The 10,085-nt window shown below is 60.9% G+C and carries 15 protein-coding genes; 9 read left to right on the top strand and 6 right to left on the bottom strand.

Annotated features, from left to right (window positions below):
• Nucleotides 1-16 precede the first annotated feature (16 nt).
• The 6 genes from BN32_RS26035 (at nucleotide 17) to BN32_RS07305 (ending at nucleotide 3,261) form a co-directional block, all read left to right on the top strand.
• Entirely contained in the window at nucleotides 17-628 is a 612-nt protein-coding gene (locus BN32_RS26035; protein ID WP_244438156.1) for a hypothetical protein, read from the top strand.
• An 89-nt stretch (nucleotides 629-717) separates the two neighbouring features.
• Nucleotides 718-1,047, top strand: coding sequence for an ArsR/SmtB family transcription factor (locus tag BN32_RS07325; protein WP_019197487.1), 330 nt, complete (start codon nucleotides 718-720; stop codon nucleotides 1,045-1,047).
• Nucleotides 1,044-1,526 (top strand): SRPBCC family protein, encoded by a 483-nt coding sequence (locus BN32_RS07320; protein ID WP_019197486.1) that lies wholly within the window; start codon nucleotides 1,044-1,046, stop codon nucleotides 1,524-1,526. The genes BN32_RS07325 and BN32_RS07320 overlap by 4 nt, the downstream gene beginning before the upstream one ends.
• A gap of 102 nt (nucleotides 1,527-1,628) precedes the next feature.
• Nucleotides 1,629-2,378 carry a DUF899 domain-containing protein gene (locus BN32_RS07315; protein WP_019197485.1) on the top strand — a complete coding sequence of 250 codons (750 nt, stop codon included), beginning with the start codon at nucleotides 1,629-1,631 and terminating at the stop codon, nucleotides 2,376-2,378.
• Nucleotides 2,375-2,635, top strand: a complete 261-nt coding sequence (locus tag BN32_RS07310) for a hypothetical protein (RefSeq protein ID WP_019197484.1) — start codon at nucleotides 2,375-2,377, stop codon at nucleotides 2,633-2,635. Before BN32_RS07315 ends, BN32_RS07310 begins: the two co-directional genes overlap by 4 nt.
• A 143-nt stretch (nucleotides 2,636-2,778) precedes the next feature.
• Entirely contained in the window at nucleotides 2,779-3,261 is a 483-nt protein-coding gene (locus BN32_RS07305; protein WP_019197483.1) for a DUF411 domain-containing protein, read from the top strand.
• A gap of 23 nt (nucleotides 3,262-3,284) precedes the next feature.
• Here BN32_RS07305 and BN32_RS07300 read toward each other — a convergent pair whose 3' ends face one another.
• The gene (locus BN32_RS07300; protein WP_040425547.1) at nucleotides 3,285-4,265 is read right to left on the bottom strand and encodes a TY-Chap domain-containing protein; all 981 of its coding nucleotides are present in this window, start codon (nucleotides 4,263-4,265) and stop codon (nucleotides 3,285-3,287) included.
• A 133-nt stretch (nucleotides 4,266-4,398) separates the two neighbouring features.
• Nucleotides 4,399-5,313, bottom strand: a complete 915-nt coding sequence (locus BN32_RS07295; protein ID WP_019197481.1) for a LysR family transcriptional regulator — start codon at nucleotides 5,311-5,313, stop codon at nucleotides 4,399-4,401.
• Nucleotides 5,314-5,410: 97 nt separating this feature from the next.
• Between BN32_RS07295 and ilvD the strand changes: the two genes are divergently transcribed.
• The gene (gene ilvD / locus BN32_RS07290; protein ID WP_040425546.1) at nucleotides 5,411-7,261 is read left to right on the top strand and encodes a dihydroxy-acid dehydratase; all 1,851 of its coding nucleotides are present in this window, start codon (nucleotides 5,411-5,413) and stop codon (nucleotides 7,259-7,261) included.
• Nucleotides 7,262-7,298: 37 nt separating this feature from the next.
• On the opposite strand, the gene BN32_RS07285 is transcribed toward ilvD, so the two are convergent.
• The 4 genes from BN32_RS07285 to BN32_RS07275 all read right to left on the bottom strand — a co-directional run bounded on the left by BN32_RS07285 (nucleotide 7,299) and on the right by BN32_RS07275 (nucleotide 8,929).
• Nucleotides 7,299-7,844 (bottom strand): disulfide bond formation protein B, encoded by a 546-nt coding sequence (locus tag BN32_RS07285; RefSeq protein WP_019197479.1) that lies wholly within the window; start codon nucleotides 7,842-7,844, stop codon nucleotides 7,299-7,301.
• A gap of 10 nt (nucleotides 7,845-7,854) precedes the next feature.
• Nucleotides 7,855-8,013 (bottom strand): DUF5993 family protein, encoded by a 159-nt coding sequence (locus BN32_RS27240; protein ID WP_019197478.1) that lies wholly within the window; start codon nucleotides 8,011-8,013, stop codon nucleotides 7,855-7,857.
• A 95-nt stretch (nucleotides 8,014-8,108) separates the two neighbouring features.
• On the bottom strand, nucleotides 8,109-8,594 hold the full coding sequence (locus BN32_RS07280) for an SRPBCC family protein (protein ID WP_019197477.1): 486 nt from the start codon (nucleotides 8,592-8,594) through the stop codon (nucleotides 8,109-8,111).
• Nucleotides 8,591-8,929 (bottom strand): ArsR/SmtB family transcription factor, encoded by a 339-nt coding sequence (locus BN32_RS07275; protein ID WP_019197476.1) that lies wholly within the window; start codon nucleotides 8,927-8,929, stop codon nucleotides 8,591-8,593. Before BN32_RS07275 ends, BN32_RS07280 begins: the two co-directional genes overlap by 4 nt.
• A gap of 136 nt (nucleotides 8,930-9,065) precedes the next feature.
• On the opposite strand from BN32_RS07275, the gene thpR reads away from it, so the two are divergent.
• Both thpR and BN32_RS07265 read left to right on the top strand, forming a co-directional pair.
• Nucleotides 9,066-9,656 carry an RNA 2',3'-cyclic phosphodiesterase gene (thpR, locus tag BN32_RS07270; RefSeq protein WP_019197475.1) on the top strand — a complete coding sequence of 197 codons (591 nt, stop codon included), beginning with the start codon at nucleotides 9,066-9,068 and terminating at the stop codon, nucleotides 9,654-9,656.
• A gap of 30 nt (nucleotides 9,657-9,686) precedes the next feature.
• Nucleotides 9,687-10,034 (top strand): ArsC family reductase, encoded by a 348-nt coding sequence (locus BN32_RS07265; RefSeq protein ID WP_019197474.1) that lies wholly within the window; start codon nucleotides 9,687-9,689, stop codon nucleotides 10,032-10,034.
• Nucleotides 10,035-10,085: the final 51 nt, after the last annotated feature.

Raw genomic sequence — 10,085 nt, 5'->3', positions numbered from 1 at the left:
GGACAAAAACAATCGAGTGGGAATAGGCGGCGAACCTCACCAAACGGATATCTTCGACGACATCAATGACGTCGACCTGCTCCGCTTGCTGCTGGCCGATCTGCATGACGACCTGCCTGGTAGGTTAGCTCGGTTTCGTCAGCTAACAGATCTTTCCGCTGCCCTTGGCCCGGGTGGAACGCTTATGCCCGGCGGGGAAACGACATACAACGCGTGGAGCGAAGCTCGAACCAGCTTTGTCCACGGAAACTACATAGCAACTGTGATGTTATGCCAAGGCCTCGCAGAACATCTTCTTGCTGCCCATCTTGAACTAATGCTCGGTGGCGAGCCTCTTCCTCATCGCATCAAGTTCAAAGACACACTCGAACGCTGTATTTTTCATCAGACCATTACTGAGGCGGATGCCGCGGACCTTCGACGCCTCATGGATTTCCGGAATCCACTTTCGCATTACCGGAATATTAGCGATCCGCAAAATCTATCGCGACGAGTCCTAAACTCACAGCGCGCAGCAGGGCACCACCTACTAAACGATGCCAGCTTTGCGATCAGCATGGCTGTCAGGCTTCTGGCGCTACCATCCTTTCGATTGAGCGGACGGTCCATCCTCGATGAGGATGTTTGACCGCAACCATCGGTGTCCGAGCTCAGAGAAGAGATCAAAGTTGAATAATTAGCATTGACTAATGAATTAGTAATGACTAACGTGTTTGCATGATGCAGACACACACCATCGACGCCGTCATGCGCACGCTTGCCGACCCCACGCGGCGCGCCGTGTTCGAGCGGATTGTCGGTTCCGACGAGATCACTGTAGCGGAACTGACGAAGGGGAGCGGCGTCACGCAGGGCGCCATCTCCCAGCACCTCAAGTCATTGAAGCAGGCAGGCCTGGTCGCCGAGCGCCCCGAAGGCCGCAAGGTGTTCTATCGCGCGGAGCCCGAGGGCCTTGCGCCGCTTGTCGACTGGATGAGCCACTACGGCGTCTTTTGGCGCGAGCGGTTCGCCAATCTCAGAACCCTTCTCAAGGAGATCGATCCATGAGCGACGCCGCGTTGAAATCCGACACGCAAGACATCGTTGTCGACGAAGTCTTGCCACATGCGCCGGAGACGATCTGGAAGGCGTTGACAACGGGCGAACTGATCGGCCGATGGCTGATGACGCCGACCGGATTCGAGGCTGTGAAGGGCAAGCGCTTTACGTTTCAGACGACGCCGGCCGGTGCGTGGGACGGTGTCATTCATTGCGAGGTGCTGGAAGCCGTGCCGAACGAGCGGCTCGCCTATGCCTGGAAAAGCGGACACAGGGACAACGCCGGATATGGTGCGGTGCTGGACACGGTCGCGACCTTCACACTGTCGAAAGTTGAAAATGGAACGCGCCTTCGCGTTGTCCATTCCGGCTTCGTGCTCCCGAGGAACGATACCGCTTTCAGGAGCATGGGCGACGGCTGGAAGAAGTGTGTCCCCAACATCGGCGTAGTTGCCGGGGAACAAATCGCTCAGAAAAAGTTGCACTAACCAGCGGCAAGCTGTGACGGGGAAATCGAACGGCTGACCGTGCCGCGCGACGGGATATCTTTGTCTTAACGCCAACGCATCCGAACAAACAGGAGGCTCACCATGCAGCATCAAATCGTTTCGCGAGCGGAATGGGAAGCGGCGCGCGAGCAGCTTCTCGTCAAGGAGAAGGCCCAGACGCGGGCCCGTGATGCGCTGGCCGCCGAACGGCGGCGGATGCCATGGATGGCCGTGGAAAAGACATACACGTTCGGCGGGCCGAACGGAAAAGTGAGCCTGCTCGATCTGTTCGATGGCCGCCGCCAATTGATTGTCTATCGCGCGTTCTTCGAGCCCGGCGTGCACGGCTGGCCGGAACATGCCTGCATCGGCTGTTCGCTGGGCGCCGATCAGGTCAGCAACCTCGTCCATCTGAACGCGCGCGACACGACCCTCGTATACGCCTCGCGCGCACCGCAGGCGGACATTGCGCGCCTGAAGGCGCGAATGGGTTGGGAGAAAATCCCGTGGGTCACGATCACCGATAGCTTCGATGCCGACTTCGGCGTCGATGAATGGCACGGCCACAACGCCTTCATCCGCGACGGCGAACGCATCTTCCGCACCTACTTGATCAACACGCGCGGCGACGAGGCGATGGGCACCGTCTGGAGCTATCTCGACATGACCGCGCTCGGGCGTCAGGAGGAGTGGGAGGACTCGCCGCAAGGTTATCCGCAGGAACGGCCCTACAAGTGGTGGAACTGGAACGACAGTTACGTTCCCGGCGCCGCGCCGGACCCGAAGTGGGTTGCCGTATCCGACGCCGGAGAAGAGGCGTTCCGGAATAAAGATAGCGGCGCGAAAACATGAGGGCGACCTGTTCAGATGCGCCCGACGGCGGGCCGGTGCGCGGGAACGCAGGCGCGTTCCGGGCAGCCGAGTGGTTGAGCCTCGCGGCCGCGCCGACCTTCGCGATCATGGCGCTGCTGACGGGTGTTCTTGGTGAAGGTGCGCCGGCGATCCTTTGCTCGCACGGTGCTTCACCGCTGAGTAGCATGGCCGCGATGTACGGGCTGATGAGCGCCTTTCATTTGACACCATGGCTGAAGCTGATATCCGGCCGGTAAATCTGGAACGGTCCAGCGAGCCGACGTCGCGATAGCGGCTAACCAATCCGTGATTGGATGATATCGATCGTTCGCGGTAATCCTCCCGATGATAGGATAACAATGTCTCCGGGGCGCGAGCCCACGGCAATAAGGATGAATTGATGACGATCTCGACACGGCGCGCGGTATTGGTGGGAGCGTTACCGGCGGCTGCAGCGCTCGTGCTGTCGCGTTATTCGGTTGCAGCCGAGACTCTTCCGAAGATGACCGTCCATCGCGACCCGACCTGCGGCTGTTGCGGCGGTTGGGTCGCCCATGTGAAGGCTGCGGGCTTTTCAGTCGATGAAATCGAAGTTGCCAATCTTGTGCCACTCAAGACGAAGCTCGGCGTGCCTGTGGAGCTTTCCTCCTGTCACACGGCGGAAATCGGCGGCTACGCTATCGAAGGACATGTGCCGGCCGATGCGATCAAGCGCCTGCTTGCTGAGCGGCCGCAAGCGAAAGGCCTGGCCGTCGGCGGTATGCCGATCGGTTCTCCGGGGATGGAAGTCGCGGGAACTCCGCCCGAGGCTTACGACGTCGTTCTGTTCTCGGCTGACGGGGAGCGCGTGTTCGCGCGCTATCGCGGGACACAGGTGATATAGTCAAGCGTCGCCGCGCACTGATACTACTCCGTCGTAATCTTGAGCTTGGTCGCGCCGGTATAACCATAAGACTCGTGCAGCAGAATCAGGATTTCGCTCGCGATATCGGCATCCTTGTATTTGTTGAAGGCATAGCTCTTCGAGTAGTTCGGAGCACGGCCCGGATCGGCATATCCGGCGCTGTGTAATCGTGCGACGCGCTCAGGCGTGAGAACTGTTGTCAGCGCCGCCCAGCTTTCCGCCGACTGAGCTTCACAGTAGATCGCAACAGGCGGGACTTCCGGAGCGCACTGTATGTAGCCGATGCCTGCGTCGAACACGGCATAGACGCGTCGCGTGGCATTGATCCGCAATCGCTGGATTTCGGCGGTTGTACTCACGCCATAGATACCAACCAGCTCTGCCGCTGAACTCGCTGTCTGCTGTGTCGTGGCCGGTGGTGTGTAGAAGCATGTCCGCACCGCTGTTGCGCGCATGGATGGTGCATCGTTCACACTCCCGGCGAGATTCTGCGAGGGACCGTTGCGGGGCGGGCAGGCGGTATCGTTCACCCAACTGGTAGCAACATCCAGATCATTGACGTTCGCGGCATAAGCTTCAGCCAGCGCCCGCACAACATGATCCGCTGCGCGGTCCGTCGGCAGATCTGCGGGGAATATCTGCACGTGATTTCCGAAGCTGGGATCGAGCGTCCAGCCGAGCGCTGCGAGCCGGGTCAAACGATCGCCGGTCAGCACGCTTTTCAGGGAAGGCTGCATCGACGTTCCCGCCGCTTCGCAGCGGAGGCTACGGTCCGAAATACGTCTGCATTGAATGTACTTGTTGCCGTCCCAGAACGTTGCGTAACCCACACGACCGGGCCGGGCCAATGTCGTGATGTTTTGCAACGCTTCGTCGATACGTAAGGCCGGTGCTTGCGCGATGCAGGGGCTTGTCGCTCCCCACGATGCGATTATCGCGCCCGCGAGTGCTGCCAGCCCTCGCCGAAATCCGAACTGCCCCATGCGCACCCCCGAAACGCAAAGACTTCGAACGTTTGCGGACGACTTGTGGGTTTCGCCGCAGGCTACCAGAAGAACTCATCACGGCGCAGAGGTCAATCTAAAGTTGTGGATCGAATAGATTTCCCGCAGCCACTCACTTGAGGCCGTTCGCCATCTCCCGCGCGATGCTCACGAAGCGTTCGATGGTCGGCGTGGTGTCGCCGGTGCGCCACGTGATCCCGGTCTCAAGGATCGGTGCGGTGCCTGCCAGATCGACGTAATTGACGCCGGTACGGGCGAGGTTGCGTAGCGACGCAGGCACGAGCGCGATGCCCATTCCGGCGGAAACAAGACTAATGATGGTTTGCATCTGGATCGCTTCCTGCGCGATCCGCGCCTGTCCGCCATGCGCCGTGTAGTAACCGGTCACGAGATCATGGAAGGCAGGGGCGCTCTGCCGGGGAAAGATGATGAGCGGTGCACTCACCACCGAGTCAGGCGCGAGCCGGTCCGCCGACAACGACAGCGTCCCGTCGGTGATCCAGCTTTCCGGCACGGCCGCGACCAGCGGTTCAGTCACAAGCGGCAGATAAGAGAGTTGTCTGGGCAGCGCGGCGTTCGGTGGCGGGATGACCAGACCGACATGGCCATGGCCTTCGAGCAGGTTGGCGATCTGTACGTTGCTGGTCGCTTCGGTCAGTGAGATTTCGACGTTCGGATAAAGCGAGGCGTAACGGCGCACCAACAGCGGCAGGATGCTGTAGTCCGCGGTGCTGACGAACGAGAGCGCCAGATGGCCGGCGGTGCCGTCGCGCAACTGTTGCGCAATCTCGGGCAGGGCCTTCACGCCGTCGAGCGCGGCGCGGACATGGGTCAGCCACTGCGCGCCGAACGGTGTCAGCGCGACGCTGCGTTTGGTCCGCACGAACAGCGGCGCGCCGAGTTCGCGCTCCAGCGTCATGATCGATTGGCTGAGCGGCGGCTGGGTCATGCCGAGCCGCTCGGCGGCCCGGCCGAAATGCAGCGTATCGGCCACGGCCGCGAAATGCCTGAGCTGACGGACGTCCATTGTGATACTTTCCGCGACCTAGTTCCTTCTGAATAATATATTTTACAGAGCCATTGAACCCCCTTATTGGAACTGTTCCAATCAAGAGGGAACAATCATGCCGGCATACCGCTCCAGAACCTCCACCCACGGCCGCAACATGGCCGGTGCCCGCGGCCTTTGGCGCGCGACGGGCATGAAGGACGCGGATTTCGGCAAGCCGATCATCGCCATCGCCAACAGCTTCACCCAGTTCGTGCCGGGGCACGTCCATCTGAAGGATCTCGGGCAGCTCGTTGCGGGCGAAATCGAATCCGCGGGCGGCGTCGCCAAGGAGTTCAACACCATCGCGGTCGATGACGGCATCGCGATGGGCCACAGCGGCATGCTCTATTCGCTGCCGAGCCGAGAGCTGATTGCAGATGCCGTCGAGTACATGGTCAACGCGCATTGCGCCGACGCGCTGGTGTGCATTTCCAACTGCGACAAGATCACGCCCGGCATGCTGATGGCGGCGATGCGGCTCAACATCCCGACCGTCTTCGTCTCGGGCGGACCGATGGAAGCCGGCAAGGTCGTGGTGAAGGGCACCAAGCGCTCGGTCGATCTGATCGACGCGATGATCGTTGCGGCCGACGACAGCTACACCGACCAGGAAGTCGCGGCGGTCGAGCGCTCGGCGTGTCCGACCTGCGGTTCTTGCTCGGGTATGTTCACCGCAAACTCGATGAACTGTCTGACCGAGGCACTGGGCCTGTCGCTGCCGGGCAATGGATCGGTGCTGGCGACCCATGCCGATCGCGAACGGTTGTTCCGCGAGGCGGGTCATGTGGTGGTCGATCTCGCGCGCCGCTGGTACGAGCAGGACGACGCGACGGCGCTGCCGCGCAATATCGCCAACTTCGCGGCGTTCGAGAATGCGATGAGCCTCGATATCGCCATGGGCGGATCGACCAACACCGTGCTGCATCTGCTGGCCGCCGCGCAGGAAGGCGAAATCGATTTCACCATCGCCGACATCGACCGGCTGTCGCGGCGGGTGCCGTGTCTTTGCAAGGTCGCGCCCGCCAAGAGCGATGTTCACATGGAAGACGTTCACCGCGCCGGTGGCGTCATGGCCATTCTCGGCGAACTTGAACGGGCTAAACTGATCGATACCAGCTTGCCGACCGTGCATGCGCCGACGATGGCCGATGCGCTCAACCGCTGGGATATCGGACGCACCAACAGCGAATCCGTACGCAACTTCTTCCGCGCAGCGCCCGGTGGTGTGCCGACGCAGGTGGCTTTCAGCCAGTCAGAGCGTTGGGATGAACTCGACACTGATCGCGAGAAGGGCGTGATCCGCTCGGCGGATCATCCGTTCTCGAAGGACGGCGGACTTGCGGTGCTGTTCGGCAACATCGCGCCGGAAGGCTGCATCGTGAAAACCGCCGGTGTGGATGAATCGATCCTCACCTTCCGCGGCAAGGCGCATGTCTTTGAAAGCCAGGACGACGCGGTCTCCGGCATCCTTGGCAACAAGGTCAAGGCGGGCGACGTGGTTGTGGTGCGCTACGAAGGGCCGAAGGGCGGCCCCGGCATGCAGGAAATGCTCTATCCGACCAGCTATCTGAAGTCGAAAGGGCTCGGCAAGGTTTGCGCGCTGGTCACCGACGGCCGGTTCTCGGGCGGAAGCTCGGGTCTCTCGATCGGTCACGTTTCGCCGGAGGCCGCCGAGGGCGGGCTGATCGGGCTGGTGGAGACGGGCGATCCGATCCTGATCGACATTCCGAACCGCATCATCAGCGTCGAGCTCGACGACGCCGTGCTGGCGGCGCGGCGCGCGGCAATGGAAGCCAAGGGCAATGCAGCCTGGAAGCCGGTCGACCGCAATCGCGTGGTGTCACCTGCGTTGCGCGCTTACGCGGCGCTGACCACCAACGCCTCGCGCGGCGCCGTTCGCGACGTGTCTCAGGTCGAGAAGTAGTCGCTGGCATTTGCTTCAAACGCTGATGCGAGCAGCGTTAGCGTTTGAGCAGCTCGTAAACAACGGGGTTATCGGCGCACGCGCCGAACCCGCATTCCAGCAGCGCCGAGACGACATTCAACGCCGTCAGGCCGATCACAAGCCACACTGCCGTGCGCGCGAACGCTGATGCGGGAGGGTGAGCGCGGCCGCCGTCGAATTGCCTGTCGAACAGCAGGATGATCGAGAGCAGGGCGATTGCCGCGATAAAGCCCAGCAGCGCCCACGTATAATAGTGATAGCCGCGCAATGCCGAACCGTAGCCGGCTTCCCCCGGCATGATGTGCAGCAGAATCTGACGCGTCGAGACCATCGCGCCGATGAGAGCTGCCAGCAGCGATAGTGCGTAATGGCTGGGCCGCGGTCCGAAGCGGATGTTCAGGATCGGCCCGATGGCCAGCGCCGTGAACATGATGCGCTGAAGCAGGCAGAGCGGGCAGGGAAGTTCGTTCAGCACGAACTGTGCGGCGAAGGCGGCAGCGAGTACGGCCGCGACACCGTAGAGACTGAGTGCGTTCAGGGCGACGGCGCGTTCCGGGGTCATGTGATGTGCCTCAGAACGACAGCTTCAGGGTATCGGTCGCGTGATGGAGATAGGTCGCGACACACGCGATGAGCAGGACGGCGGACAAGGCGAGTGTCAGCGATCGCGAGCCGCGCCATGCGACGAGCATCGTGATCGTGGCGGCGAGAAACAGCGCGGTAAATTCCATCGTCCCGTCCGAGCGAAATACCGCCTTACTGTAAGGCAGATTCGTCGATCCACTAGCGGCGTTTCGCTCAGATATTGTCGTCTATGCGGGTGAGATTATCCCTTCACATACGCAGCCAGCTTCTCGAGCGTCTGCATACCGAGTTCGACCGCGCCGAACTTCATAACGGCATTTCGGGCGTCGACCGACGGGAAGATCGAATGCATCGTCAGGAGCGTGCGGCTCGCGCCCAGCGCTTCGAACGTGACAGCGACCTCGAAAGCGTTCGGATCGTTGTCGATGTCCGAGTCGTGCCGATAGGCGAGGCGTTCGCCCGGCAAGATTTCGCGATACGCGATGCGGTTCGGATAATCCGTTCCGTCCGGGCCGTGCATGGTGAAGCGAAACAGGCCGCCGACGCGAAAGTCCCTCGCGAGCACCGTGATCGTGAAGCCGTTCGGGCCGTACCAAATCTTGAGAGCCTCGGTGTCGGAGAAGGCGCGGAACAGCACGTCCGGCGGAGCGTCGAATTCGCGTTCCATGGTGATGGTGGGCTGATCGGCCGGTGTACTTGCCCTGACCTTGAGAGTTGTCGCCGTCATGTGTCTGTTTCCTTTGACTGGATGTCTTTCAAATACAGATCGAGCTTGCCAAAGCTCTCCTCCCAGAACCGCCGATACTGATCGAGCCATTCGGTCGCTTCCTTCAGCGCCCTCGGTTCCAGGCGGCAAGGTCGCCACTGGGCAGTGCGCCCGCGCGTGACGAGGCCGGCGGTTTCCAAAACTTTCAGGTGCTGGGAAACCGCAGGGAGGCTCATGTCGAACGGCTTCGCCAGTTCCTGCACGGAGGTTTCGCCGAGCGCGAGGCGGGCGAGGATTGCCCGCCGTGTCGGATCAGCGAGGGCCTTGAAGGTCATGTCGAGGGCGTCTGCTGGCATGGTTCAACCTGTATTTAAGTAGATGCTTAAGTACGATTTGGCGGCCCGGCCGTCAAGATTGAAAAGGCCGCTTGCATCTCCGGCCTGTCTGGAAGAGTGTTCTCTGTTTGTTCTATTGCGTAACGAGGTTCAGATCATGCCCGAACAGCTTGTTTTTCAAGGGTTTGAACCACCCAAGCTTCCTGAGTTGACCGATGGATTGTTCCTGGCCCTCGTTCCACCGGCGGCTATCGCTGATCGCATCAGCGACCTGGTTCAGCAGCTTCGTTACAGTCACAGACTGAGGGGTGAAGCTCTTTCGCCGCGCAGGCTCCATGTCACGCTGCACTATCTCGGCGCGTACAACGGCCTGCCTCAGAACCTCGTCGAGGCTGTTTGTACGGTGGCGCTGGATGTCTCCATGCCGCCGTTCGAGATCACCTTCGATCGCGCCTTGAGCTTCACCAACAAAAGAATGGCGAGGCCGCTTGTGCTGCGGGCGGGCAGGGACATTGTCGCGCTGTCGGCACTTCATCGCGCCGTTGGCGAAGCGATGACAAGGGCCGGATTGGGGCGATGGGAGAGACCGCATTTCACGCCGCACATGACGCTGCTTTACGACAGGCGGCTTGTCGACGAGCATCCGATTGAAGCATTTGGCTGGACCGTGACCGATTTCGTTCTCGTGCACAGTCTTGTCGGCCGGGGAAAGCACATTCATCTCGCGCGCTGGCCGCTGCAGCGCTAAATCCTGATTCAGACATGCGAGGAATTGAATTTGTCCATCACCATCTACGGTATCAAGAACTGCGACACAATGAAGAAAGCCCGCGCATGGCTCGACAAGCACGGCGTCGACTACAACTTTCACGATTACAAAACCGAGGGCGTCGACAAGGAATGGCTCGCGCGCTGGAGCAAGGTCGTGGGCTGGGAGACACTGCTGAACCGGGCCGGTACGACGTTCCGGAAATTACCGGACGCCGACAAGACCAGCCTCACCGAGAAAAAGGCGATGGCGCTGATGCTCGCACAGCCTTCGATGATCAAGCGCCCGGTTCTGGAGATCGGCGGCAAGCTGCTGGTTGGCTTCAAGCCCGACATCTACGCGGCCGTGATCAGATAGTGGTCCCCCGCAATTTTCCCGATGGTCAAGTTTCAGGCTCTGGAAGGAACA

This window comes from Afipia birgiae 34632 (genome assembly GCF_000308295.2).
Lineage (GTDB): Bacteria > Pseudomonadota > Alphaproteobacteria > Rhizobiales > Xanthobacteraceae > Afipia > Afipia birgiae.
The sequence above is the reverse complement of the archived record's forward strand: the minus strand, read 5'-3'. Positions and strand labels throughout refer to the sequence as shown.

Coding starts and splice junctions, on each gene's coding strand:
- thpR (WP_019197475.1), top strand. CDS start 9,066: ATGCCCGAACAGCTTGTTTTTCAAGGGTTTGAACCACCCAAGCTTCCT.
- BN32_RS07300 (WP_040425547.1), bottom strand. CDS start 4,265: ATGGGGCAGTTCGGATTTCGGCGAGGGCTGGCAGCACTCGCGGGCGCG.
- BN32_RS07275 (WP_019197476.1), bottom strand. CDS start 8,929: ATGCCAGCAGACGCCCTCGACATGACCTTCAAGGCCCTCGCTGATCCG.
- BN32_RS07315 (WP_019197485.1), top strand. CDS start 1,629: ATGCAGCATCAAATCGTTTCGCGAGCGGAATGGGAAGCGGCGCGCGAG.
- ilvD (WP_040425546.1), top strand. CDS start 5,411: ATGCCGGCATACCGCTCCAGAACCTCCACCCACGGCCGCAACATGGCC.
- BN32_RS27240 (WP_019197478.1), bottom strand. CDS start 8,013: ATGGAATTTACCGCGCTGTTTCTCGCCGCCACGATCACGATGCTCGTC.
- BN32_RS07285 (WP_019197479.1), bottom strand. CDS start 7,844: ATGACCCCGGAACGCGCCGTCGCCCTGAACGCACTCAGTCTCTACGGT.
- BN32_RS07305 (WP_019197483.1), top strand. CDS start 2,779: ATGACGATCTCGACACGGCGCGCGGTATTGGTGGGAGCGTTACCGGCG.
- BN32_RS07280 (WP_019197477.1), bottom strand. CDS start 8,594: ATGACGGCGACAACTCTCAAGGTCAGGGCAAGTACACCGGCCGATCAG.
- BN32_RS07325 (WP_019197487.1), top strand. CDS start 718: ATGATGCAGACACACACCATCGACGCCGTCATGCGCACGCTTGCCGAC.
- BN32_RS07320 (WP_019197486.1), top strand. CDS start 1,044: ATGAGCGACGCCGCGTTGAAATCCGACACGCAAGACATCGTTGTCGAC.
- BN32_RS07310 (WP_019197484.1), top strand. CDS start 2,375: ATGAGGGCGACCTGTTCAGATGCGCCCGACGGCGGGCCGGTGCGCGGG.
- BN32_RS07295 (WP_019197481.1), bottom strand. CDS start 5,313: ATGGACGTCCGTCAGCTCAGGCATTTCGCGGCCGTGGCCGATACGCTG.